The sequence below is a fragment of the Cesiribacter sp. SM1 genome, from assembly GCF_020178975.1.
Classification (GTDB): Bacteria; Bacteroidota; Bacteroidia; order Cytophagales; family Cyclobacteriaceae; genus Cesiribacter.
Genome location: NZ_JAHXBU010000001.1, coordinates 37,867 through 63,842 on the forward strand (window position 1 = coordinate 37,867; position 25,976 = coordinate 63,842).

Consider the following 25,976-nt stretch of genomic DNA (forward strand, 5'->3'; position numbering starts at 1 on the left):
AGAAGGTTTCTATGGATATACATAATCATCTTGTTATAGGCTGTAAGTCAAATAGATGCTGTAGCAAGTTTATTCAAGCCGCACGCTTTCAATAAGCAAAGTATAGGCTTGCTTGCGGGCATCTTCTGTCAGGCCGGGCCCCACAGAAAATTGCAGGCTCTCCACGGCATTCAGGTCCAGTGCTTTGGCAGATTTGTTTTCGAAGTAATAGGGCAGAAAGCCCGGGTAAGGCCGGGGAAGGTTTATCAGCTTTACAGGCTTTAGGTCTTCCAGCGAAAGCTTATAATCGCCAAGCTGCGGTGCTACCTCTAGCACAGCGCCCCAGGCCGATCCGTCTTTCATCACCAGGGCTAGCTGCATGGGCAGTGTTTGATTGCCCATAGCCATGCCCCTGAAGATCAGCTGCTGCGCTTCTTCCAGCTGCTCCTGCCGTCCCTTCACTCTGTCTCCAAAGTAGAAGCGCATGGAATAATCCCTTTCTTCCCTGCCCTCATTGCTTAGGGGGTCAATGGCTGGAATTTCCTGCAGATTTAGGAAATAATAGGCGTTTCCAATTTCCGGAGCAGGCACCAGGCTGGTGCCCCTCACCCATGGCCGCATCAGCTTGTCCGTATCGCTGGCAGCATCAAAGAGATAGAGGGGCGAAGCTTTCTCAACCACCCGCAATTGATATGGAGGTGCATCATGAAAGTCCCAGTCGCCGGGGTGCCCTTTATAGCCCGCAGGGAAAGTTTGGAAATCTTCTATATCTTTCAGCACAATGTGGTAGTTCAGGAATCCGCGGTGTACAAGTGCTGCAGGGATGGACGCTACATAGGTGTAGCCCCGGGTCTTCTTCATCTCCAGCACATTGTTGCCAGCGGAACCATTGACCCAAAGTGCTACTGAAGCCGGGGCATCAGCTGTTATGATCTCGGCTTCTATCAGCACAGAATCTCCTGTGTTCACTTCTGCAAGTGGCTGATGCAGCACATAGGCCTTCTCCAGGCTGGTGGCTGGCGCCACAAACTCCTCCAGGCGAATGTTTTTCCAGAGGCTGCTCCCCTTCCACCGCGACTTGACCCCTTTCTCTTTGAGCAGGTAAACCCCAGGTTTTACTCTAAAGGTACCACCTCTGGCCTGTGCTTCCAGGCTGTTGCCTTCATTCAGGGGCTCCACTACATATTCAGTCCCCAGATCGGGCAACCGTATGCTGATGGGCCAGGAGCGCCAGTTTACCACCGATACAGTTTTGCGGGGGCTTGTTTTGCCGTACGGGTCTGCCACCCAAATTGCATCAGGCATTACCTCCAGGCGCCATATCCCCCTATCCAGTTTATCGAGAAAGTAAGCGCCGCTGCCTTCGTATTGCACCACAGCCGAACTACCCCAGCCGGCCACTTCCTTCAGCTTTTTAGGTGCCGGTGGCACAGCAGTGGTATGGTTGGTATAAAAGAATTTATCTTCCGATACCAGCTCGGCCAGGTCCTGGGCATGGCTTACCCTGAAATTGCCAAAAGTGGTATTTACCGGATAGTTGCCAAAGTCTTTGTAGAGTGGAACCTGATGAAACACCTCTGAAGCTATCTTAAGGCTCAATGCTTTTTGCGGTGCGAAGGGCAGGTTCATGTAATGGGTGCCGTACTCAGTATTGTACGGGGCCATAGCCATGGCGTCGTAGGCAAAGTGAGCTGCCAGCTGTAGCCCTGCCTCCCGAAAGCTGCGCACCATGGCCGGATACATATAGGAACCACTTACATCTGCCGGATCGAACTCATAAACAATTTTAGCCATCTGCTTAAACCGGCTACTGTCGGCAAAGGGAATGGTGTACTCGTCTACATGTGGCAGGAAGTTGCCTTTCAAAGCATGTCCAGCCATCAGGTTAGTTGGGTACCACTGAAAGGTGCCCCCCTGCACATCGGCATTCAGGTAGGCATTCGCCAGGTGCACACTGTGGCTCATGTTGTAGAATATCGGTTTTTGTGTACCTGTGCGGCGCATAGATGCTGACATGCGGTTGATAAATGCTGTTACCTCGGTCTCGGTGCCCCCGTGGTGAGGTTCGTTGCTGATCTCAAAGGCAATAACATCCGGATCATCTTTATAGGCCAGGCCGGTGTAAGGATTAACATGGTTCAGAAACTGGTACAGGTAGTTTTCCTGTGCCCTGATGGCCTCGGGATGCGTAAGACTCGGGCCTTTACCATATTTATGGGAAAAACCTGGAGTAGGCTCATCGGGTTCGGGCCAGCCATTTCCCCAGTAAGCAATAGGGGTAATGATAAACTTCATGTCCCGCTCTTTCATTTTGCTGATGGCATAATCAAACAGGCGGAGCTGCTCTGTTTGCAACAGGTTGCCAACAGAGTCGCTGATCTCAGTATCCCATACATGCACCCGGTACAAATCGAGCCCCAGGCGCGCAAAGTGATACACATCCTCATCAATGGCCTTTTCATGTGAGACACCTTTTTTTGCCAGACTACGATAGGCATGGGCAAAAGGGAGTGCGTAGTTTACGCCAAATCCCTTCACCTCTTCCTTTGTTCCTGACCAGCGCATAACACCCTTGCTATCTACATATATGTCAGCCCCGTTTTGGGCAAAAGTAAAAAAACTGCTGCATACGAGGATAGCTCCCAGTAAGCTGGTGGCAAACCACTTCCGCTTGATGTTTAGTTTTAAAATCATAGATTTTCTAATGTCTGAAATTCCTTGTCTGCATTGCAGAATAGGGTTTCAGAGCTTCTTCTTTGCGTAAATTTTGGATAGGCTGGCAAACCAGCTGTTACATTTGATAGATAGGCAGCGCAAAAGCGTAAAGAAGGGGCGGAGGCCTATCAAACTCCACCCCAATAAACCAACCAATCAACAACTTTATCAAACCTTAATACCCCTGTGTCTGACTCAGCGTACCATCACTCACATCGATGGCATACTGCGGAACAGGAAAGAGCGCCGGGCCAGGATTTTTACCTGCCTGCTGCAGGGCAGACTCCCATTTACCATGTCGCACCAGGTCCATTTTACGAACGCCCTCAAAGTAAAGGTCAAAGGCTCTTTCGCGGAGTATAGCTTCATTGAAGGCTTCCGGACTTGCAGTTTCGGATTCACTCAATCCGGCTATGCCCCCATGTACGCTACGTACTTCGTTCACCAGGTCAATGGCTTCCTGAGTAGGGCCTTCAGTGTTATTGATGGCCTCTGCCAGCATCAGGAGCACATCGGCAAAGCGCAAAATCGGTATATCGTTGCCCTGGAATTCCGGTCCGCTCTCGTCGGGGTATTTGGCCAGTACCGGCCCGGGCATGTTGCTGCGGTCTTTCTGGGTACCATCCTTGGCCAAATATGATTCGACCATCAGCGCTCTTCTTTTATCGGCCGGATCGAAAGAATCATAGAATTCCCAGCTAGGAGTAAAGACTCCCATAGGTGGCCATCCCCCATTTACATTTTTGCCTTGAAAGTCAGAAGGCAGGTTGTACAGCGGCCAGGCATTAAAATCACCTTGCAGGTTGTTACCGGTGGCAGCAGGATCTATACTAACTGCCCAAATCGTTTCTAGATTCTTTTCAGTGATTTCGCGGAATAGGCCTGCATAATCGTTGTAGAGGCTGTACCCCAGCCCCTGTAGCTGGCGACCTGCTGCCTTGGCGGATTCCCAGTTCTTTTCGTTCAGATGCAGGCGCATGAGGATACCTAGCGCCAATCCCTTGTTAAAACGGCCGTACTGCTCCGGCGATACCGCCAGGTGCTCGGCGGCGTAAGTCAGATCGTCTTCAATGTAACCTACAAAGGTTTCTCTGTTTGGTCTGCTCAGATCGCTCTCTGCGGCGGTACCAATTTCAGCAGGATCCATAATTACGGGCAGCGGTCCATACATATGCAGCAGGTAGTACATTGTCAAGCCACGGCCCATACGGGCTTCGGCAATAAACCTTTGTTTTGCCTCTTCCTCCAGTGAAGAAGCCTCAATATCAGCAATTATCTGAGTCATGCGGGTTACGTAACGCACCTTTTCAAAATGGCTGGTTTTATCCTGGTTTTTCAGAAAATCAAAATCGGCCTTGCTGAAAAATTCAAAGAAGCCCCCCCAGGCGGTAAAGGGAATAAAAAGATCGGTGGGCAGATCGAACATGATTACATGGCCGTATTCGTAGCCATGGAACATGTTTTGCCAGGCCACATCGGCATAGCCCCATTTGGCGCCGAAAGGCTTATAGGCCTGCAGGGTATACAGTTCAAAATCGGCTTCAGTTTTAGGAAAGTTTGCCGGAGCAAGGGTTCCGGTAATGGTGGGATCAAAGTTATCCTCACAGCTCCCCAGAAGAATTCCGCAGCTCATAAGAGCAAGGATGAATATTTTTTTCATGGATTAATTCTTTTAAACATTCAGGTAGTAATAGGGATCAACCTCCTGCAAGCCCTCGCCCATGTAGGTACGGCAGCTGCACGTTTAGCGGTTAAAAATTTGCATTCAGACCCAGGGAAAAGGTTCTGGCCATGGGGTAAGGCGCAGGCCCTCCCTTGATGGCAGCAGCCTGAATCTCAGGATCAACACCCTTGAAGCCAGTCAGGATAAAGGCATTCTGCACATCTACATACAGCCTGAGGTTGTCTAGCAGCTTATCTGTGAATGGGGTTTTTACATTGTAGCCCAGGGTAATGTTTCGGCAGCGCAGGAAGTCTCTTCTCGCCAGGCGGGTGTCGATGCCGGCATCCAGGGCCACGGCAGACTCGTTAAAGGCTGCCCCAGGACGCGTTCCCGTAGGATTACTGGTGCTCCAGGCTTCTTTTACCTGCACTGTAACGTTCTGCAGGTTGGAAAGCAAGGCTATCGGATCTCCCCACTGGGTGGTGTAGTCGTATCCCCAGGCACCGTACTGGCCATAGAAGAATACATTCAGATCAAAGTTTTTGTAGCGGAACTCGTTTCCCAAGCCAATAATCGCCTTAGGTACACCCGAGAAAGAAGTTACATCCCGGTAGTCTAGTTCCTCATCGCCATTACGGTCTACAAAGAGCGGAGAGCCTGGTACACGGGCACCCTCTGGCTGCCACACGGGCACCTCCTGGTCCTGCTGCAGAATACCATTGGTTCTATACACATAGATAATGCCCAGCGGATCGTTGATGCGGCCATACTGCGGAGGCGGATCATTGGGGTAACGCTCTGTCCACCTGTTGTCGTAATGCGTGAAATTAAAGGTAGAGTTCCAGCCCCAGTTTTGCTTTTCAATATTAACAGTGTTCAGTGAGAATTCGTAACCGGTTCGTTGCTGGCTACCCGCATTGATGGGTGCCGAAGAGATAAAGGAAAGCTGCGGCGTAGTGGTGTTTACCAGCAGGCGCTCGCGATTTTCCCTGTACCAGTCGAAGGAGCCTGTGATGCGGTTTTTGAACAGGCCAAAGTCAAGGCCAATATCAAGCGTTTTAGTGATAGGCCACTGCAGGTTAGGATTATCGAATGCTACTAAACTGTAAGGGATGTATACAACAGAGCCATTGTTGAAGGTAATGGCAGTGTTATCGCCACGGAAAGCGCCATAAGCCAGGTCACCGGGGCGCTCGCCGGTAAGGCCGTAGCTGGCACGTAGCTTCAACATATCCAGCTGATCTATGCCCTGCATAAAGCCTTCGTTCGATAACTTCCAGCCCACTGATACAGCAGGAAAGTTCTGGTATTTGTTATTCGGGAAGAACCTGTCGGCACCGTCACGACGCAGCGTAAGCGTCACCAGGTAACGGTCCAGCACATCAAAAGAACTTCTGATAAAGAACGAGCGGTATTTACGGATATCTCTATCGGAGAAGATGTTCTTAGGGCCGGTGGCTGTTTCCAGGGCATCGGTGTTAATAGCATCTTCGATATCAAAAGCCTCTACACCAAATCCCTGGTATTTATCGATGTACTGACCCACCCCTGTTACAGCATTGATGCGCATAAAATCCTTTATCTTTTTATCAAAGGTCAGGGTAGCCTCCATGGTCTGGTTTTCACGGCGGGCTTCGGCAAGAGAAGCCCGGGCACGGTTAATTTGGCCCCAGAATACTGTTTTAGGTATGTAGAAATCACGCACGGAATATTCATTGTTATTGCCGAAAGAGATTCTGCCGCTTAAGGTGTTGGGGATAATGTCGATATCGAGTGAGGCGTTAGCAATAAGGCCGGTAGCTTCGGTTTGATCTTTGATGGTAAGCAGTGAAAGCGGGTTACCAATTAAGCCAAACTGCGAGAACTCTCCATTTTGATCATGAGTTGGTACCCAGGAAGGATAGCCTAGCGCCGCCTGCAGTGCATTAAAGCCCTGGGTACCAGCGCCACCTGTCTGCCAGCCTGCCTGTGGATTCGTATAGTTGTTACGGTTGGCATTCAGACTGGTATTCAGGGTAAAGATATCGTTTAGCATGAAAGATACGTTCAGGCGACCGGAGTAGCGGGTCATGTCTGAGCCTGCTACAGTACCTTTCTGGTTGTAATAGTTGCCAGAAAAGTAGTATATAGTTTTATCGGTACCACCGCTTACACTTAGGTTATGGTTGTCGATACTGCCGGTGCGCAATACCTGGTCCAGCCAGTCGGTGCCCTCTCCAGCCGCCGAAATCTCTTCTTCCGTAAACCGGGGCTGATACCCGGCGGGATCTTTGGTGCCAAAGGGCTTCATGCCATTATCGGCCAGGTATTTATCTAAGCCAAGCTGGTTATAGTACGTCATATAATCGCGGGCATTCAGGGGCTCCAGGTAAGGCATATTGCTCACCAGCGAGCGGCTTGCGTCGTAGCCGATGTTCATGCCACCTGCCTTGCCTTTTTTAGTGGTGATCAGCATTACACCGTTTGCTGCTGCTACGCCATAGATAGCCGCACTGGCATCTTTCAGAATTTCAATAGACTCAATATCTCTGGGATTCAGACCAGCGAGTGGGCCGCGGTTTACACCCTGCAGTTCCACACCGCCATTATCGGGTTCCAGGCTGTTGGAGGGATAAACCACCCCGTCGATTACGATGAGCGGTGCACCTTTGCCGCGAACGGAAATATCGATGTTACCTCCTGGCTGTGAGCTTTGCTGGTTTACCTGCAAACCGGCAGCCCGGCCAAACAGCAGTTCCGTTACCGATTGGTTGGCTGCTGCAGGCACTTTCTGAGGATCAACCTTTGCAACCGCTGTGGTGATGTTTTTACGCGTAGTTGTGCCATAGCCTACAACAATTACTTCATCCAGCGATTCGATATCCGGGTAGAGGGCTACATTGATTTGGCTTTGGTTTCCTACAACTATCTCTTCGGTGATGTAGCCCAGGAATGAAAAAATCAGCGTTGGGTTTTGCATCCCCTGCGGTAGTACCAGGTTGTAGTTGCCATCCAGATCAGTAACAGTGCCGGTGGGGGTGTCCTTTACTTTCACGGCCACCCCCATCATTCCCTGTCCGTTTTCATCCGTGACCTTCCCCTTCACGGGGCTTTGAGCATAACCGCATACGATTGCGGAAAAAAGTAAAATAAAAGCGGCCAAATACCGCGCCTTAGTAGATAAAATATTCTGCATCTAAGTTTTTTTGGTTTAATAAACCTCGTTAGTTGGTAAAGTGACTACAGCCTTTGCTGTAGCGGGGAAAGCGCCTTCCAGGTCAAAAATTTTGTGTTAGCCCCTGGCAGCAGCGCCGCTTGTCTGTTTAGCCTTTCCGCTTTGTTACTAAAATTTGCTCGGTTTCTACCCGGTGGTATAAAGGGGCATCAGGTGCAGTGTTGAAAGTTGAGTAGTGGTGAATCATGAGTATAGGATATTGGTTTATAGCAATGCGACAAACAAGAGTACCATCAAAATAAGTAAGAGATAAACGATAAATCTTTTTAAAGCGAGTATTTTCATTTTTCCAATACGATATACGAAACCACAGCCTAGACCTCCTCCTTTACAAGGGTCGAAGCCGGAGCTAAAACTTGCCCTATAGCTAGCAGCAGAAGGCAGATGACCATACTTTTCAGGAGCTGATCAACAGGGGCAAGTTAGCAGCAAGGCGTGCAAAAGAAGGGGGAAATATTGGTTTGAAGAGGGGGGTAAATTCGTTTTTTAGGCCAGAGAGCTATCTGTATCCTCTATTTTTGACCATTCAGAAGGAGATTTACCAAATCGCTTCTTAAACATCTGGCTAAAATACTTGCGGTCGGAGAAGCCAACCTTGACACAAACATCCACAACTGGCAAAGCATACTGGCTCAGCAGCCGGGCGGCACACTTGAGCCGGTAGTCACGGATAAACTCCACCAACGAAAGTCCTGTAAGAGATTTGATCTTTTTATAGATAACGGAATGGCTGATCCCGATCTCGCGGGCAATCAGTTCTGCTTTGAGCTCCGGGTTATCCAGCTGTTCATCCAGGATGCGCGTCAGGTCGGCCAGGAACTTCTGGTCGGATGTGGTGATGGCAATGTCACCGGGTTCGGTAACCAGTTCCAACTGAAACTTTTCCCGTAGCAGCTGCCTGTTCTTCAGCAGGTTGATGATGCGGGTTTTCAGCAGTGATTCGCTGAAGGGTTTCGTTACATAATCATCAGCACCGGTTTCCAGTCCCTCTTTTTTAAAAATGAGGGAGGTTCTGGCCGTAAGCAATACCACCGGGATGTGGCTGGTACGCACATCACTTTTCAGCGCCTTCACCAGGCTGATGCCATCCATCTCAGGCATCATCACATCGCTGATGATCAGGTCCGGCATTTGTGCAATAGCAATTTCATAAGCCTCGCGTCCATTCGCAGCAGCTCCTACCTGAAAAAGGGGGCTTAGTAACTGCTGCAGGTATTTGCGGATGCCTTCATTATCTTCCACCACCAGAAGGCTGGCACCGGCAACGCCTGCTGTTATAACTTGTTCTGCCTGCACAGAAATCCCCTCCAGGATGCCTTCATCGAGGGTGTAGTGTTCCAAGCTCTCACTGTCCCTGAATGTAAGAAGCTGCTGATCGGGCGAGAGATGATCGGCACCAGGCAGTAGCTTTACCACAAATTTACTGCCCTGCCCCTCTTCGCTTTCTACAAATATTTCACCTCCATGCAGCTTTACAATTCCCTTGGCAATAGACAGGCCAATTCCAAAGCCCTGTTCCATTTGGGGATTTGCCCCACCTTCATTCTGTTTAAAACGTTTGAATATTTTTTGAAGCTTATGGGCGGGAATGCCTTTACCGGTGTCTTCTACCATCAGGTGCACATGCTGATCATCGCGTGTGATCATTACTTTGATGCGCCCCCCGGCATCGGTAAACTTAAAGGCATTTGAAAGCAGGTTATACACCACCTTTTCCATCTGATCCCGGTCGAACCAGAGGGAAATCTCCTCCGCATCGGCTCTAAATTCGTACTGTATATTAGCACTGGCCGCATGGCTACTGAAGGAGAGATAGACCTCATGTACAAAGCGCACGAAATTACCGGGAGCAGCCTTTAACTTCACTCCCTTAGATTCCAGCCGCCTGAAGTCAAGCAGCTCGTTCATCAGGTGGAGCAAATGGCTGCCGTTTTTTCTGATCTGCTCGGCTGCTTCCCTGCTACTGCCTGTATGTGTCTTTTCGGTAATCCGGTTTACGGCCCCGATCATCAGGGTAACCGGGGTGCGGATCTCATGGGAGATATCAGTAAAGAACTTTAGCTTAAGCTTGCTTAGCTCCTGCTCTTTTTCGCGCGTGATTTTTTCAAGTTTCAGTTTATTCTGCAGCTTTTCCCACTGAATGGTATAGCGGTAAAACAGGTACAGTAAAAAGGAAAAAACCAGCACATACACCACATAGGCCCACCACATTTTCCAGAAAGGCTTATGCACTAGTACCGCCAGGCTTTTGTAGGAATCGCCCCAGCTGCCGCCTGGTATTCTGGCTTTCACCTTAAAGCTATACTGGCCCGGTGCCAGGTTGGTGAAAGTAGCAGAACGCTGATTGCCAATTTCTCTCCAATCCTCATCCAGACCTTCCAGCTTAATAGCATATTCATAATTGGCGCTGGGAAACGCCAGTGCTGCAAAATCAAAAGTCACGACTGAATGATCATGCGCCAGCTCAATAAAATCTTCCTCCAGCACAGGCTTGTCCAGCACCCCTTCTTCGCCGAGTTTCAGCTCTTTGTTAAAAAGCTTAATGCCTGTAAAATGAATAGGCACAGCTGCCTCCACCACTTTAAGGGCCGCAGGTTTAAAGGCAACCACGCCTTCATTTTTTCCAAAATACAGCCACTCCCCGTCGGCAAAGGCAGAATTGATCCTGTACTCGCCATCCAGCTGCGGAAAGCGCTGAAATAGCCCGGTGTTAACATCAAACTTATAGATGCCGCTTTTGGTACTCACCCAGAGTGCATCCTGCTGGTCTTCAGCCAGCGCCATGATGGTTTTATCGTGCAGGCCCTGGGCTTCGGCATAGCGTACAAAAGTTTGGCTGGCGGCATCGAAGCGACACAAACCCTGATCCCAGGTACCGATCCACAGATTTCCCCTGCCATCCTTCAAAAGGCTGATGATATTGTTGCTGCTGATGGTGTTCGGATCATCCTTGGAAGAAAGAAAAGCAGTAAACCTACCGGTGGTAGGATCAAAGAGGTTTAAGCCACCGCCAAAGGTGCCTATCCAAATCTTGCCATCCGTTGCCTCCTCTAGGCTAACAGCATTATCGCTGCTGATAGAAAGATGGTTCTTGCTGTCCTTACGGAATGACCTGAATCCTTTTTGAGTGTGATCATAATAAGACAGTCCGCCTCCCCAGCTGGCCACCCAGAAATTCCCCCCTTCTTCTTCTATGATATCCCGCACATCATTAAAACTTAAGGAGCCAGCATCCTGGGGTCTATGTCTGTAATGTTCTAAAATGCCCTTTTTCGGATCATAGATAATAAGGCCGTTGGCAAAAGTTCCTATAAAGTATGCCCCTGCCCTGCGCTTCTTGACCATCTGGATGTAATCACCTCCAATTTCACCTTTTGCCAGACGGCTGATCTGCCCGCCTTGCCCCTGGCTGATATTCAGGCCAAAGCCATCGGTGCCGAACCACAAGCGTTCTTGTTCCTTGTAAATGGATAAGACAGGCGAAAGGTTAGTACCTTCAAAGTCGCTATAGTAGTGCTGAATACCCTCATCCTGCCGCACCAGCACATTGATGCCATGCCAGGCTGTGCCCACCCAAACATTAGCTTCCCTATCCAAAAAAACAGCATAAATGGCATTGCTGGAGAGTGATCCCTGTACCTGGCTGTTTTTTACAAAACGTGTAATTTTCGGCTTATCCGCCAACGGATTCTCAATTTTGATCAGCCCATCGCCGTCGGTACCCACCCAGAGACTGCTGTCCTGGCTCTTAAAAAGAGACCTGATGATAGATACTGAATTTAGCTTTTGATCAGGCTGGTTTACGAAGAAAGGCTTGAATTCTCTGCTGCTCCTGTTATATATGAGTAGGCCATTGCCTGCGGTACCGACCAAAATCCTTTCACGGTCAAGGCCATAGAGCACATAAATATGACGTGGCGCAAGGCTGCCTGCTGCATTGTTGCTGCTTTGGTAGTAATCAAAACGCTGATTTTTCCTATCGAATCTATTTAGTCCTCCCCCAAATGTGCCAATCCATAACCCTCCTGCCGCATCTTCAAAAATGCTTTTTACACTGTTATGGCTCAAAGCACTGCTATCTGCTTTGTTGCTTTGATAGCTTATAAAGGAGCTGTCCTGCTCTACAAATTTATTGAGACCGTTTTCCGTACCAATCCAGATGGTACGATCGATGGTTTCGTAAATGGTATTGATCTCATTCGAAGAAATTGACTGAGCATGTTCTGGCAGATTTTTAAAAGAGATAAACTTATCAGTGCTGGCGTTAAATAAATTTAGTCCATCAATGGTGCCGACCCACATCCTTTGCTTTGAGTCAATGAAGATGGTGGACACATCATCGGCGCTTAGCCCCCCGCTACTTTCTGCATATACCTTAAAGGTACTGCCATCATAGCGACTTAAGCCACTTTTGGTAGCAATCCAGATAAAGCCATCACTATCCTGCGTAATACTGGTAACAGAGCCGCCCGATAGATCTTTAGATTTATTGATCTTAAAAAAGTCCTGCTGTGTCTGGGCAAACGCGCCGGTACTGCAAAACACTCCAGCCATCGTTGCGCATACAAAAAATGTCAAAAGACAAGCGTTAAACTTTTTAAGCAGGGGCTTAAACATCAGGGTAGCGATGATTGAGTGTTATCTTTTGATTAGCTATTGCAAGCCTGTTACTATGAAAAATAGTTATAAATTAAACTATCAAGGCAAAACATAAATACAAAGACTGATACCAAAACTCAGCATCCTATAATAGCCTATTGAAGGCATTAATAAAGTACGACAATTTAATTTGACTAAAAAATTATGATATAATGTTACTGATTAAAGACTGTTCGACATGATAATTGTGTGACTGACGTCCTCCCAGATTTAGGACCGCTGTAAAATCAAGAAATGGGGATTAATTGTCACGGTCCGCCGCTGCGGTCTTTCAATCGCCTCTTCGGGTGTTAAATTTCCTAGGGCACTGTGGGGCCTGAAGCCATTATATTCCTGTCGCCAGGCTTCAATTTTTTGCTGGTCATCTTCCAGAGATAAAAACCAGTTCACGTTCAGGCATTCATCTCGGAAGCTCCCGTTGAATGACCGCGATTTCTATGGTTTAAGCAAGAGCAGTTGTATAGTTTTTTTCATATCGCCAGGCGACCCTGTTTCTGTTGTCTCTGACGCAGGCAAAGATTCGGTGAATGATCTTGTTCCTAATAGCATTGATTACTGCTATCTTGCTTTTACCTTCCTCTACCTTACGAAGGTAGTAGTCGGCCAACTCACCCTCTTTACAAATAGCTGCCATAGCTCCCATATGGAAGAGCTTCTTCATTTTCTTATTAGCATACTGACTGATCCTAGTTTTGCCTCTGATGCTTGTACCTGAAGAATGCGGCGTCGGCCGTCCGATCAAAGGGAGCTACGCCGGCATAGCAGCGGACGCCGCCTTTAGCTTTGGGAAGTAGTACAAAACCAAGATAGGGAGTAGTATCTTTAAAACATACCGGCTTAGGTGAACTATGGCCGCCGCTGGATAAGATCCAACCCGCGATTTAGTACCTAAGCCGGTTGATAAGGACCGGGCCCCGGCGGCAAGCTTCAGCCGGGTGCCGGTGCCATAGAAATTCAGGCTTAAGGCCTATTAGCAAGCCGGGCCGCCGGGCGGTTTTGAAAGTGTCCCTATCCTTTTGGTTTTACCCTTAAAAGTGAAGTTATGAAATTTTCTTTTTTCATCGGTGCGGCCGCCGCCCGGTAGACATCAGTAAAAAGACCTTAGACTTTGCTGTAAGAGATCACTTAAAGCACTTACTCCACCTAAGGGTAGATAACTCTCCAGCTGGCCTGGCTGAATTCAAAGCTGAATGTAAGGCACAAGGAGTGGATCTAAAGCAAAGCCTGATATGCTGTGAACACACCGGTCTTTATAGTCAGTGTTTGCTTAGCCTGCTTACTGGAGAAGGTTGTGCTATATGGCTGGACCGGGTCGCCCTTTAGATTTGTAGAACATAGCAAGTCTTTGTAAAGTACTAATATTAGAATAACCGAAAGTGTGGGTGGTGAACTACCGGGTCGCTTAGGATTAACAGACTTATCGCCCGAATTAGTCCCCTTCACTTTTTGTATTGAAAAGCACCAGTTAGAATATTAAGAACGACTTACTAAAGGGATTAGTGATTCAATACTTTCGGTTTTTGATGTTTCACTCCAAGCACAAAATTATGAAATCAACTTGGTTCATCGGCATTGACGTCTCTAAAGCTACCCTGGATGTTGCTCTTTGTCACCAGGATAGTCCAAATCAGTTTTCTCATCAACAATTTGCTAACACTGCCGCTGGATTCAAGCAGCTATTGACTTGGCTGGGGCAGCCCCGCTGAAAAGGCAAAAAGGGGATGGTAGCGATAGTTTCTTTTGCATGGAGCATACAGGTTCTTATACGCTGGCATTATGCTGCTTTTTACAAGATCAGGGGCTATATTATACGTTGGTTAGCCCTCTCCATCTGAAGAAGTCTTTGGGCATCACCCGGGGTAAAAATGATCGTGTTGATGCTCAACGCATAGCTGGGTTTGCCTGTTTGCACGGGGTGCCCCGCACCAACGTACCCTAAAACCTATCCAATTGCCCTCATCTTGCCTACTGAAGCTCAAGAAATTAATGGCCTTCCGTGATCGGCTCACTAAAACTAAGGTAAGTGCCCGGCACCCGGTCTGAAGCAAACTATCGCTGATTTAAAAGACACCGCTTCTTTGGTAGATAATAGCTTCATTATCTACCAATCAGAAAAGCAGCTAAAGCTCGTAGAAGAGCAAATTGCTCACACCGATAAACAAATGGGAGCTACCTTACAGGAGGACGAATATATACAAAAGCACTTTCGCTTGATCACCTCTGTGGTAGGTATCGGTATGATCACCGCAGTAGCTTTTCTTATTTACACGCAGGACTTTACCGCCTTTAACAACGGACGCCAATTCGCCTGCTATGCTGGTGTAGCCCCATTCGAGTATAGCTCGGGAAGTAGTATCAGAGGTAAGACCAAGATTAGCCCATTAGCTAACCGAAAGATGAAAGCCTTATTAAGTAATTGCGCTAGTGCCGCAGTACAACACGACCCGGAACTGAAAGCTTACTATCAGCACAAAATCAAACAGGGGAAAGCCAAATTATCTGCTCTCAATGCCGTTAGGGCTAAGTTGGTCAATCGCGTGTTTGCAACAGTAAATCGGGGAACAGAATATGTGGTTATACCACAGTATGGCAAGGCTGCCTGATAAAACTAATATTTTTCTTTCTTAATGCCCCTCACCTGAACTGGGGGTATTGAGAAAGAAAAATATGGCACATGAAGTAAAGCATACATGCTAAGAAAAATTATAGCGCTTTGTCTTGCTGTTATCTTAGAATTCGGGCGATCCTCTCTTAGAATCAAACGATTTATAGGCCTTCAGAGAGGAAAGAATGATAAAGTTGATGCCATTAGAATCTCTGAATATGCTTTTCGCCATGCAGATAAAGCCCTGCTCTGGCAGCCAGAGCGAGAGGTGCTGCTGGAGATCAAACAGCTTGTTGCATTGAGAAAAAGGCTACTCAATGCTAAGAATGCACTGAAGGTGCCTTTGGGAGAATTAGCTGGTTTCCAAAACAAGAAGCTTTTGAAAGAGCTGGAAAAGCTCAATAAAAAACCTGTTGAGGCTCTGGAAAAGCAGATTGCAGATACAGAGAAAAAGATCAGGAACCTTGTAAAGAAAGATGATCTACTCCATAATTTGTTTACTCTGGTTACCTCTGTAGATGGTGTGGGTGAGGCGGCAGCCGCGCTGTAATCTTCTGGGAGATAGTCACCACCACTAATGAGTTCAAGCTTTTTAGCTGTCCCAGGAAATTTGCCTGTTATGCAGGGGTGTCTCCCTTTGAACACTCTTCAGGAACCAGCATCAGGGGCAAGACCAGGGTGAGCCAGTTTGCTAACAAAAAAATGAAGAAACTCTTTCACATGAAGGCTATGGCTGCCATTTGTAAAGAAGGTGAACTGGCAAACTATTACTATCGAAAAGTCGAAGAAGGTAAAAGCAAAATGGCAGTACTTAATGCGATCAGAAACAAGATCATTCACAGAATCTTTGCCTGTGTGAGAGACAATAGAAACAGGGTCGCCTGGCGATATGAAAAAACTATACAACTGCTCTTGTTTGAACCATAGAAATCGCGGTGAACTTCGATTTTTTCATGACAATCTGCTTTTGTTTAAGTTAGTAAATTGCCCGATTTCTCTACTTTACAATGGTCCAATTTATTGGGGGAGGTCATTTGGCTGGGCGAATATTCCAGAGCAATAAGTAATTGAGGTGTTAGACAGCATAAGCATCTGGGCCACCTTTGAATTTTAGTTACTTTTTCACAATTCTATGACTGCTAACATCCTTATCACGCTTTAGCTGCAGCACATAAAGACCAGCTTCAGCATCAGTTAGGCCAACACTAATCTCCTGACTGACCTGCTCCAGACTTCCTTTTGCCTTCAATAGTATTTTACCCTCCAGGGTAAGCAGGACGACTTCTACCTCTTTGCCAGCTGGATGATCTTCAATAACAAGCATGATGCTGCCGACAGACGGATTAGGAAATATGGCAATCTTTTCCTGGTCTTCCGGATCTTTGATACCTGTAGGGCTCACTACTTTGATGACTAACTGCTGCTCCCTTGCGGCTAAACCATCAGAAACAATTAGGGTAACAGGGTGATCACCCTCACTATCTATGGCGGGTGTGCCACTAAGCAACTGTGTTGCTGTATCAAAGTTTAACCAGGAGGGTAACTCCACTGCTGAATAAATAAGCGTGTTTGCGGGGAGATCTGCATCAGTAGCAATCAGCTGGTAGATGTATGCTTCGCCGACTATGGCCGACACAGGAGGAGCAGAGGTAATTACAGGCGCTTGGTTTACCTCATGCACAACCACTGTTACAGTTTGCTGAACCGTTAAAAGTCCATCATGAAGCAATACATCAAATGTATGTATACCATCCTGATCTTCTGCCGGCTTCCAGCTAAACTGGCCTGTGGTACTGTTAATAGAGGCTCCTGCTGGTGCATCTTGCGAGAGTAGGAATTTTAAACTGGTGCTCCCATCTGCATCTGAACCACGGGCTGTAAATCGGATTGCCTCCTCCTCGTTTCCGGATACCTCGGCGAGGGCCGCCAAAACAGGCGCATTATCATTCAGGTTCTTTAATCTGATTTTTACAGAAGCGTTAGCAGCATTGCCGGCCTTGTCAGATGCGCTAAGCTTCAGCACAAATTCTCTGCTGGTTTCATAATCTAAGGCAGCAGTATTTTGTATGCTAACTACTCCGCCTGTACTAATCATAAAGGCATTTGCTTTATTTCCTTCAGTTATCTTCCAGCCTTGAATGCTGCAGTTATCAGAAGCGCTTATTGTAGCTGCCGCTGTGCCTGCAGGGCTGTTTTCGTCTATTTCAAATACCTGGTTAGGTGCTATTACTGGTGCATGAGGATCAACGACTGTTACAGTGGCTACAGCAGATGCAGTATTTCCGCCTCCATCGCTTGCTGTTAGTTTAACTGTATTAACCCCAATATCACTGCAGCTGAAAGTTATTCTATCTAACCTTAAGCTGGTTAATTCACAGTTATCGGAGAAGCCATCATTGATGTCTGCAGCAGCAACAACGGCCTCTCCATTCTTATTGAGCTGCACGCTTATGTTTTTAGTACGTGCCACTGGGGTAGTAGCATCAAACACTGTCACTGTGATATTTTTTTGGGTTGTGTTTCCACTGGCATCTTTTGCCGTTACAGTTACGGCTGTGGGTTTGCCCACCTCTGCACAGCTAAACCTGGTTCGGCTGAAGGTAATCCCGGGGGTGCTGCAGTTATCGCTTTTAGCAGTTACTGCCGCGGCTTCAGTTAGGGTAGCAGTGCCGTTCTCATCAAGTGGCAATCTTACATCCTGTACACGCAGAATGGGTGCCTCCTTTTCTTCTAAAGTAACAATTGCCTTTTGAGTAGCCGTATTGCCAGAAGCATCTTTTACAGTAAGCACTACCTCATTAGTGCCCAGAACGGAGCAGCTAAAGTTACCTCTGTTAAGGGATAATGTAACAGTACTACAGTCATCTGATGAACCATTGTCAACATCTGCAGCCTTGATAGAAGCCTTTCCGCTGGCATCCAGGAAAACGGTAATATTTTTAGTGAGGGCAATGGGCGCTACTTTATCTTCTACATAAACCGCTAATGGTTTCTCTGTTTTATTGCCTGCGGCATCTGTAGCTGTAACTGTTATGGCAAACGTTTTACCGGCATCAGCACAGTCAAAGGCGGTACGGCTTATGCCTATGGCAGGGTCGCTGCAGTTATCAGATTTTGATATTACTGCAGCTGCCTCTGTTAAAGTAGCTTTTCCATTAGCGTCCAGCTGCAGGTTCACATTCTGTACCTTAAGGTCTGGGGGAAGCAAATCTTTCACCACAACGTTTGCTGTACCTGTAGCTGTGTTGCCTGCCTGATCTGTAACACTTAGTGTTAGCTCCCGGCGCTGATCCAAATCCTGGCAACTGTAAGTTGTGTGGCTTAGTGAAAAACGCAGTGCACTTGCAGCAGTAAAGTTATCTGAAGAGCCATTGTTTACATCGGCTACTCCAACAGATGCATTGCCTGTGGCATCCAGTGCAAGCGTAACATCTTTAACCCGTACTCGTGGGGCCTGACGATCTACAATAAAGCTAAGGGCTTCGCCAGTAGTACTGGTATTGCCTGCCGCATCGCTGGCAGCGGCTTTTACCTGGTAGCGGCCATCAGTCAGTTCTTTATCCGCTGGTATTACATAATACCAGCGTCCATTGGCATCTGCTGTGGTGGTAGCCAGTAAGCTTTCGTTGAGGTATATCAAAACCCTGCTGCTGGCCTCCGCGGCTCCGTTTAGCTGCGGCCTTGTATCCGAGGTAATATCATCTGTGTTGCTGTTGCCCGTATCACTATTGCCTCCTAACGAAGGCTTCTCGGGAATGGCAGGAGGTGTGACATCGTAAACAAATCCTGATACTGCATTTGATGCGGCGCTATTTCCTGGTTTATCCCGATAAGAGACAGTTACGGCATAGGTGGCGCCACTTACCAGTGCATCATTCGGGCTTGTACTAACCGAAACAACACTACTGTGAGATCCAAGTCTGTTCCCTTTGAGAGTAAAAGTGTGCCGACCGGATGTTTCCGCAGCAGAGTTAAAAGTAAGCATGTGCGGGGAGTGCCTATCGCTGTTACCTCCCGTTCTGGTAAAGGTAAGGGTTACAGTGCCAGCCATGGCCGCTTCGGGCAGGCTGAATGCTACCGCAATATCGTTGCTGCTGGTTGTATTTTGCGCCGGCTTATATAGCTGGGGCGGCTCAGTGGTATTATCGGTTTGTGTTTCTTCTGAAACCCATACTATTACCGCCTGCGAGATTGCTTTTGCGCCAGCGGCATCTGTAACCCTGGCTTCCAGCTTAAATTCCCCTGCCTGGGCAGGAGTCCAGTTGATTTCAAACGGGCTGCTGGCATCTTCGCCTATCTTTTTGCAGTTTGCAAAAAACTCCACAAGCTTTACAGCTCCCTCCGGATCAGAGGCCGCTGCAGCTACTTTTATGCTTTGCCTTACAGTATGCTCAGTACCCCCGGCAGGTGCACTAATACTCACGGTGGGCGACTTTGTGTAGCTGCTCAAAACTTTCTCCAGCACTTGAAACCATTTGTCAGCCATCTTGATTGCTCCCCTTCTGTTGACATGAATACCATCAAAGGTATCTTCGCCTGGGGCAGCATTAAAGCCTGTATACTGATCTACCATGATTACCGGTGACTGCGCTGTTGTCAGCTCCTGTACAAGTCCGGGAATTTCATCATTAAAAAGGCGTACGTTGGTTTCTTTATTTGCTCCCACCGTTGGTCCATGTGCCGGAATCAGTGTTGCCAATAGTATGACCACCTTTGGGTTATCCTGCCGTAGTACCTTCACAACCTCCCGAAGCTCAATGATGGTACCTGTAACAGATTGATTTTGGAACATATCATTGCTACCCAGGTGCATCAACACAACATCAGGGGTGTAATTCTGTAACCACACAGATAGTTTGCCTGGGTCATCACCTGATTTACCATTCAATATCTGATCTGCCCGCCAGCCTCCATGGCCTTCATGTGCAAGAACAGGAATTGTACCAGGCTCCTCTATACAACTTTGTACCTCCCTGTTCCAGACAAAATTTGCGGTTAGTGAACCTATGAATTCAAAATTGATGTGAGCATCCGTTAATTGTTCATATAGGGGATATCTGTAGCCGGGGTTTTCTACTTTGCCTTCTGTGATGGAATTACCCAAAGGCAAAATTTTAAGGCTTTGTGCACCTGAAAAGAGCGGAAGCCCTGTTAAAATAAAAGTGAACAGCAGCCTATTGATACCCTTTCCAACAATATATAGCCAGGTGCAGCGCAATGGTGAGCAGAAAGACGGGAGCATAGTGTTTAAACAATAAACAACACTTAAACATGCTGTACCAATTTAAATGTTTTGTGTATGCACGTGCCATCTATGCCGGCAACAAGCTATTTGCCTAGCAATAAGCCTGTTAATCCCTGAAAAAAGAATAAAAAAATATATTGATTACATACTACCCATGCAACTGGATTAGGGTGATCTTTGATTGTTGTTAGGAGAGGCAGATTTACTCCCTCATCTGTAGTTAGGATAGATGATGTTGTGAATGAAAGAGTAGCCGCTGTGGGTGGATTGGAGGTTACTTATGGTAATTTATTTACCTATATTAGTATAATATTGCTCAACATAATCATGGTCAGTTTTAGATGCAGGGCATTACCAGCTTAGAATCACGAATTTAGATTTAATTTTTTAACCAATTATTTTTTACCTTTCTCTGAACAATCATCTGCTTCTTTACGTAAAGGCATATTATTTAATACTTTCTAGGAAATACTTCTTTTCATTTTTTAATTGCGTTTTCTGTGTTATATCTCTTTCACAGAAATTTTTTTAGTAGCTGTTTAACTCACTAGTTAAGATGCTGTTTAACTCACTAGAGTTTATCATATTTTTTCCAACGGTAATTCTTCTCTACTTCGCCACGCCTTACCGTTTTAGATGGTTGCTGCTACTGGTTGCTAGCTACACCTTCTACATGTTTTGGCGGGTAGATTATGCACTGCTTTTAATTGCCTCAACGCTTATAGATTATGCATGTGGCAGAATGATGGGCAGAATCCCTGGTGAGCTTAGGCAAAAACGAAAGCCATGGTTGTGGCTAAGTCTGCTTTCCAACCTGGGCATACTCTTTACCTTTAAATACTTCAACTTCTTCAGCGAAGCTGCCGGTGATCTGGCTGCCCTGCTGGATTTGAACTATGCAACGCCGGTGTTTGAAATCCTGTTGCCCATGGGTATTTCTTTCTACACCTTTCAAACCATGAGTTATTCCATAGATGTTTACTATGGCCGCATACAGGCCGAAAAGCATCTGGGTATTTTTGCGCTATTTGTTACTTTCTTTCCACAGCTGGTAGCAGGCCCTATTGAAAGAGCCGGCAACTTGTTAAACCAGCTAAAGACTGAACACAAATTTGACTATGACCGAGCTGCCAGTGGTGCAAGGCTTATGGCCTGGGGATTTTTCAAGAAAGTGGTGATTGCAGATCGGCTGGCTGTATTTGTAAATGAGGTGTACAACAATCCTGGTGGGTACGAGGGAATCCCCCTGATGCTGGCTACCTTGTTTTTTGCCTTTCAAATTTACTGCGACTTCTCGGGCTACTCCGATATTGCCATTGGCGCAGCACGTATCATGGGTTTTGAGCTAATGGTAAACTTCCGTAGCCCATACTTTGCCATATCCATCAAAGACTTCTGGAATCGCTGGCACATCTCCCTCTCTACCTGGTTCAGAGATTATCTCTATCTCCCTTTAGGAGGTAACAGGGTAGTAAAATGGCGCTGGTACTACAATCTCTTTATTGTTTTTTTAGTGAGTGGTATCTGGCACGGCGCTAACTGGACGTTTATCATCTGGGGTGCCCTGCACGGTCTTTACCTTGTGATTGGAAATGCAACAAAAGGAGAAAGGGGTAAAATATTAGACCTGCTAAGGCTAAACAGGCTGCCAAAACTGCACAAACTTTTACAGGTGTTTACTACCTTTTCTCTGGTTTGTATTGCCTGGGTGTTTTTCAGAGCCAATACCCTTACGGATGCCTGGTATATTCTCACGCATATGTTTACAGGTTTCTCTAAATCTGTAGCAGCATTAACATCCGGCGTGGGTGCCCACTGGAAGCTGCTCTACCTGAACCAGGTAAAAGAAATGTTTTACCTGTCTGTATTATTTGTTACCTTACTGGTGCTCATAGAGTTTGCCAACACAACTATGCCGACACTAAGACGTAGGTTTGATCGCTTACCTGTACCACTAAAAGTTGCCTTTTATGGCTTTACTGGTGCCTGTATATTTTTGTTTGGTAATTTTTCAGAGACCCAGTTTATTTATTTTCAATTCTAAAGATTAAGAATGCGAAAGTTTCTGATCAGAACATTCTTAACAATCTTTTCAGGTTTTGCTTTTTACTGCTGCATTATCTGGTTTGCTCTTGTAGTGGGTCTCGATCACTGGCTGCCAAACTTTCACACTACCAGCGGCGGGTATGGCCAGCTTTTGCTGCGCTTGAGAGAAGTAAAAACAATTGAAGATGTAGACATCCTGTTTATTGGCTCCTCCCATGTGTACCGGGGATTTGATCCGCGGGAATTTGAAAAGCATGGCTACACTTCCTTTAACCTGGGCTCTACCTCGCAAACACCCTATAACTCTTACTACCTGCTCCGGGAATACCTTCCTACCACCAATCCAGAAATGGTTGTTTTAGATCTTTACTGGAATATGCTGGTTCAGGATGGTTTAGAATCCACAATAGACATTATATCAAATGCAGAGCTGGAAAGCAGCGTTGTTGAAATGGGCCTGGTTTTAAAAAACGGACTTGCCCTGAATAGCATGCTGATAAATGCTATCAAGCGACTGCATGTGCCCCTGCACAGGCTGGAGCAGCAAAAAAGCAGGGTAGATGTATATGTAAAGGGCGGTTATACGCAAACGCTTCATTCGGGGAACACCATGTCTGAAGAGGAACTGGAGAGCCTGGAACCTATGGAATTTAGGTTTTCAGATGTACAGCTGGCGCATCTGATCAAAATAATCAGGATGTGTAAGAACAGAGGTATTCAGCTGGTGTTTGTTGTAACACCTGTTACAGATTACTATAAAAACAAGCTTGTTAATTATGCAGAATATGCATCAGCCATAAAGACCATTGCAAGCAGGCATAACATTCCTCTCTTTGATTACAACCGCAGAGCAGACCTGGAGCTGCATAGCCTCAAAGAGTTTTACGATGAGGATCATCTCACGCAGGCTGGCGTGAAGAAGTTTAACAGGTTATTCATTAACGACCTGCTGGCAAATAAGATCATAAAGCCACCTTCTTATAAAAAGCATTCTTACGCAAGCAGGAACAATTAGCAGAGAATTATTATCACCAATTTTGGTAAGCTATTTCCAGACCCTTAACATATGAAAAATGTATTTCATATAATTTATATACACTAACCGTTCCAGTGCAGAGAGCAGAGTTCATTAGCATATCGTTCTTCTGTATTTTAATTTTTTAATAGGAATTAGTTTTTTTATGAGTCAAGCCACTCTATTAAATACTCCTCACTTTTTGACGGCTAATCCAGTGCGAGCTTACGTAGCTACAGAAATCCGATATAAGATATTTATGAGCATCTGGGCCATTGTCTGCTTGTTTCATATGGCTACCAACAGGATGTTCACCATACAGCTTCACTTTTTTCTGCTCAGTGCTTCGGCTGTTTATTTGTTGCTTAAGCCCTCTTCGGTCATCAGGCTTATAATCTTTATTTCCCTGCAGTTATATGAGGTTTTTAATGCATTGCCGGTGGGAAGCAACCATTGGATCTTTGCTGCTTTTGTGAACCTTACCATATTACGGGCAATCTTTTACCAGGTGCTTAAGGGAAGGAGTTTCCAGATTGATAAAGCCTCGCTGTTAGAAACTTTTGCCCCTATCGTCAGAATAGAGCTCATCATCCTGTATTTTTTCGTTGTTTTCCATAAGCTGAACAGTGGTTTTTTTAACCCGGTAGCAAGTTGTGCCTCTGAGTTTTATGTAGCACAGAATGCCTACTCCTTTTTGCCTACCAATGACCAAGTCTTAGCCTTCAATGCCTATTTTACGGTCCTTGTGGAAGCGCTAATTCCTATCCTGCTATGCTTTAGGCTTACTCGTAACTGGGGCTTGCTCATTGGCCTTATCTTTCATTGTTTGATCGCCTATAATCCCATCAATGGCTTTTATGACTTCTCCTCTGTTATATTTGCTACCTATTTCCTGTTTACAAGCGATCATTTTAGCAACAGGATTTTTAGGGTTTACAAGAGCATCCTGAATAATAGAATTCATTTAAAATCGCAGCTCCCCCAATTTAGCTATAAGAAATTCTTTGTTTTTCTGATGATCTTTGTAGGTGGGGTGTTTGTGGTACATGTACTAACTACCCAATTTCGCGACTACTTCAGGCATATAATATGGACGGCTTTTAGCTTCAGCTTTATTGCCATCTTCATCACCTCCATGCGCACCCCAGATACTACAGCGAGTATTGACGACAGTTTCTTCAAGATTCCGCACGCATCTTTCCTGCTTATCCCGGTACTGGTATTCCTGAACGGCGCCTGCCCGTATCTGGGTTTAAAGACAGAATCATCATTTGCCATGTTTTCCAACCTTAGGATCGAGGACGGTATCACCAATCATTACCTGGTTCCTGTGGGCTCGCAGATTTTCGACTATCAAAAGGAACTCATTGAGATCACCTCCTCCTCAGATAAAGTTTTGAATAGCTATGCAAGTAAGAATAAGCTATTGGTCTACCCGCACTTTCAGCGAATTATAGCTCGTAGACGACCTAAAACCGTCACCTACATCCACAATGGTGAAGAAAAGTACTTTGAACTGGCCAATGCCGGAAGCGAACTTATCCAGCCACAGTCCTACTGGTTTCGCAAATTTATTCGATTCAGGCCTATCAGTAAAGAAGACCCGCAACCCTGCGTGCACTGAAACCATAGAAAAACTAATCGCTGGTCCATCAGTAAACTGGGTAACTAAAAAGAAGATGGAAAAACTACTACAGCCAATAACTTTTCTCTGGCTCCAAAAGAGCAGCTGCCGGAGTGGGTTTTCCATTTAAGGGATTGAGGTAAGCTACCTTGTTTTCGGATTTCTGTTTCCCTACCAGGAAAAGAATAGCCTTGAAAGTCAGTGGCTCTGGTGATGCTGTCAGCAAGGCAGTAATCTACTACTTTTGCCAGCCTGTCAAGTTCTGTTTTGGCGATGGTAGCACGAATGATCTGGAGCTGATCGCGGATATAGCGAGGTTTATCTTTTTTGATCATATAGAACCACTGCTGTGCTTTCTGCGGATCCGGCAATAGACTGCTGCAGACGCCTTCGACCATTTCCTGTATAGCAGCTGTTTTTATCCCTTTTATGATCACTATTGGCTACTTTGATGCTTGCAGTGGCTGCTTTTTTATGATGGCACAACTCCTGCTTTGTCTCTGTATCAGAAAGGAGGAGCACATCCTGTTCCAATTGTAGTGCCACCAGGTTCTTTTTGCCTCAATAAGTACCTCAGGGAAGAGAATAAAAGCTGCCTTTGTAGAGAAAAGATTGCTATCCGCGATATTTTATTCATTGAAGGGATGAAAGATTACCTGCGAATTCATACCCATAAGGAAAAGATAATGACCTTGCTAAGTTTTGCTTAGTTAGAGGAAATGCTACCTGACAAGAAATTTGCACGGGTGCATAAATCCTTTATAGTCGCCATCGATAAAATTGACCACATCGAAAAAAACAGGATTAGAATTGCTGATCAAATAATTCCTATCAGGAATACTTATGCAGATATTTTTTTAAAATGTTAAGGGATTTCAACAGTTAATATTTCCATCTAATTTGCCGTGAAACTAAGGGTAATTTGGTAGTGTAACCTATTGAAAGATTAACTTGTATAATCATCAGTAAGATAATCTAAAATGGGAGACTATGGTAGAGGGGATAAAATCATGCAGAAAATGTGGCTCCGAGAAACTGGTAAAGAATGGCAATAATGCAGTGGGTAATGCTAAATATAAATGCACTAGTGCTCTTCCAATTTAATCCATAGAAATTGCATTAGCTTTATTGACAGCTAGATATTGCCGCGATAGCTTTTCTCTGGCAGTGTTGACAGTAAAGCTCCAATGGATTTTAGCTCTTCGTTTATT

General features: G+C 46.1%; 15 protein-coding genes and 1 pseudogene. 8 read left to right on the forward strand and 8 right to left on the reverse strand.

Going from position 1 to position 25,976, the window contains the following annotated elements; translation table 11 throughout:
- Nucleotides 1-69 precede the first annotated feature (69 nt).
- The 6 genes and pseudogenes from KWJ01_RS00200 to KWJ01_RS00225 all read right to left on the reverse strand — a co-directional run bounded on the left by KWJ01_RS00200 (nucleotide 70) and on the right by KWJ01_RS00225 (nucleotide 12,972).
- On the reverse strand, nucleotides 70-2,673 hold the full coding sequence (locus KWJ01_RS00200) for a cellulase family glycosylhydrolase (protein ID WP_224994248.1): 2,604 nt from the start codon (nucleotides 2,671-2,673) through the stop codon (nucleotides 70-72).
- A 196-nt stretch (nucleotides 2,674-2,869) separates the two neighbouring features.
- On the reverse strand, nucleotides 2,870-4,354 hold the full coding sequence (locus KWJ01_RS00205; RefSeq protein ID WP_224994249.1) for a RagB/SusD family nutrient uptake outer membrane protein: 1,485 nt from the start codon (nucleotides 4,352-4,354) through the stop codon (nucleotides 2,870-2,872).
- A gap of 91 nt (nucleotides 4,355-4,445) precedes the next feature.
- Nucleotides 4,446-7,442 carry a SusC/RagA family TonB-linked outer membrane protein gene (locus KWJ01_RS00210; protein WP_224994250.1) on the reverse strand — a complete coding sequence of 999 codons (2,997 nt, stop codon included), beginning with the start codon at nucleotides 7,440-7,442 and terminating at the stop codon, nucleotides 4,446-4,448.
- 615 nt (nucleotides 7,443-8,057) lie between these two features.
- Nucleotides 8,058-12,125 carry a two-component regulator propeller domain-containing protein gene (locus KWJ01_RS00215; protein ID WP_224994252.1) on the reverse strand — a complete coding sequence of 1,356 codons (4,068 nt, stop codon included), beginning with the start codon at nucleotides 12,123-12,125 and terminating at the stop codon, nucleotides 8,058-8,060.
- Nucleotides 12,126-12,440: 315 nt separating this feature from the next.
- Nucleotides 12,441-12,656: pseudogene (locus KWJ01_RS00220) on the reverse strand (transposase); the annotation flags it as partial.
- Between the two features lie 16 nt (nucleotides 12,657-12,672).
- On the reverse strand, nucleotides 12,673-12,972 hold the full coding sequence (locus KWJ01_RS00225; protein ID WP_224994254.1) for a transposase: 300 nt from the start codon (nucleotides 12,970-12,972) through the stop codon (nucleotides 12,673-12,675).
- 942 nt (nucleotides 12,973-13,914) lie between these two features.
- Here KWJ01_RS00225 and KWJ01_RS28165 point away from each other — a divergent pair.
- The 4 genes from KWJ01_RS28165 to KWJ01_RS00245 all read left to right on the forward strand — a co-directional run bounded on the left by KWJ01_RS28165 (nucleotide 13,915) and on the right by KWJ01_RS00245 (nucleotide 15,762).
- The gene (locus KWJ01_RS28165; protein WP_224994255.1) at nucleotides 13,915-14,169 is read left to right on the forward strand and encodes a transposase; all 255 of its coding nucleotides are present in this window, start codon (nucleotides 13,915-13,917) and stop codon (nucleotides 14,167-14,169) included.
- A gap of 139 nt (nucleotides 14,170-14,308) precedes the next feature.
- On the forward strand, nucleotides 14,309-14,833 hold the full coding sequence (locus tag KWJ01_RS00235) for a transposase (protein WP_224994256.1): 525 nt from the start codon (nucleotides 14,309-14,311) through the stop codon (nucleotides 14,831-14,833).
- 87 nt (nucleotides 14,834-14,920) lie between these two features.
- A complete protein-coding gene (locus KWJ01_RS00240) occupies nucleotides 14,921-15,385 on the forward strand; it encodes a hypothetical protein (RefSeq protein WP_224994257.1) in 465 nt (154 codons plus the stop codon).
- A gap of 11 nt (nucleotides 15,386-15,396) precedes the next feature.
- Nucleotides 15,397-15,762: a transposase gene (locus tag KWJ01_RS00245; protein WP_224994265.1), complete on the forward strand. Its 366-nt coding sequence runs from the start codon at nucleotides 15,397-15,399 to the stop codon at nucleotides 15,760-15,762.
- Nucleotides 15,763-15,949: 187 nt separating this feature from the next.
- Here KWJ01_RS00245 and KWJ01_RS00250 read toward each other — a convergent pair whose 3' ends face one another.
- Complete coding sequence (locus tag KWJ01_RS00250) at nucleotides 15,950-19,939, reverse strand: Ig-like domain-containing protein (RefSeq protein WP_224994258.1); 3,990 nt, start codon at nucleotides 19,937-19,939, stop codon at nucleotides 15,950-15,952.
- A gap of 697 nt (nucleotides 19,940-20,636) precedes the next feature.
- Here KWJ01_RS00250 and KWJ01_RS00255 point away from each other — a divergent pair.
- The 3 genes from KWJ01_RS00255 to KWJ01_RS00265 all read left to right on the forward strand — a co-directional run bounded on the left by KWJ01_RS00255 (nucleotide 20,637) and on the right by KWJ01_RS00265 (nucleotide 24,765).
- On the forward strand, nucleotides 20,637-22,124 hold the full coding sequence (locus KWJ01_RS00255; protein WP_224994259.1) for an MBOAT family protein: 1,488 nt from the start codon (nucleotides 20,637-20,639) through the stop codon (nucleotides 22,122-22,124).
- A 9-nt stretch (nucleotides 22,125-22,133) separates the two neighbouring features.
- A complete protein-coding gene (locus KWJ01_RS00260; RefSeq protein ID WP_224994260.1) occupies nucleotides 22,134-23,141 on the forward strand; it encodes an SGNH/GDSL hydrolase family protein in 1,008 nt (335 codons plus the stop codon).
- Between the two features lie 259 nt (nucleotides 23,142-23,400).
- Complete coding sequence (locus KWJ01_RS00265; RefSeq protein ID WP_224994261.1) at nucleotides 23,401-24,765, forward strand: hypothetical protein; 1,365 nt, start codon at nucleotides 23,401-23,403, stop codon at nucleotides 24,763-24,765.
- Between the two features lie 44 nt (nucleotides 24,766-24,809).
- Here KWJ01_RS00265 and KWJ01_RS00270 read toward each other — a convergent pair whose 3' ends face one another.
- Entirely contained in the window at nucleotides 24,810-25,163 is a 354-nt protein-coding gene (locus tag KWJ01_RS00270) for a hypothetical protein (protein WP_224994262.1), read from the reverse strand.
- Nucleotides 25,164-25,484: 321 nt separating this feature from the next.
- Between KWJ01_RS00270 and KWJ01_RS00275 the strand changes: the two genes are divergently transcribed.
- Nucleotides 25,485-25,634 (forward strand): LytTR family transcriptional regulator DNA-binding domain-containing protein, encoded by a 150-nt coding sequence (locus KWJ01_RS00275; RefSeq protein ID WP_224994263.1) that lies wholly within the window; start codon nucleotides 25,485-25,487, stop codon nucleotides 25,632-25,634.
- The last annotated feature ends 342 nt before the right edge of the window (nucleotides 25,635-25,976 follow it).

Excerpts from the sequence above, each read along its gene's own strand:
- KWJ01_RS00200 (WP_224994248.1), bottom strand. The coding sequence starts at position 2,673 with ATGATTTTAAAACTAAACATCAAGCGGAAGTGGTTTGCCACCAGCTTA.
- KWJ01_RS00205 (WP_224994249.1), bottom strand. The coding sequence starts at position 4,354 with ATGAAAAAAATATTCATCCTTGCTCTTATGAGCTGCGGAATTCTTCTG.
- KWJ01_RS00215 (WP_224994252.1), bottom strand. The coding sequence starts at position 12,125 with ATGGCTGGAGTGTTTTGCAGTACCGGCGCGTTTGCCCAGACACAGCAG.
- KWJ01_RS00240 (WP_224994257.1), top strand. The coding sequence starts at position 14,921 with ATGCTAAGAAAAATTATAGCGCTTTGTCTTGCTGTTATCTTAGAATTC.
- KWJ01_RS00255 (WP_224994259.1), top strand. The coding sequence starts at position 20,637 with ATGCTGTTTAACTCACTAGAGTTTATCATATTTTTTCCAACGGTAATT.
- KWJ01_RS00260 (WP_224994260.1), top strand. The coding sequence starts at position 22,134 with ATGCGAAAGTTTCTGATCAGAACATTCTTAACAATCTTTTCAGGTTTT.
- KWJ01_RS00265 (WP_224994261.1), top strand. The coding sequence starts at position 23,401 with ATGAGCATCTGGGCCATTGTCTGCTTGTTTCATATGGCTACCAACAGG.
- KWJ01_RS00270 (WP_224994262.1), bottom strand. The coding sequence starts at position 25,163 with ATGGTCGAAGGCGTCTGCAGCAGTCTATTGCCGGATCCGCAGAAAGCA.
- KWJ01_RS00275 (WP_224994263.1), top strand. The coding sequence starts at position 25,485 with ATGCTACCTGACAAGAAATTTGCACGGGTGCATAAATCCTTTATAGTC.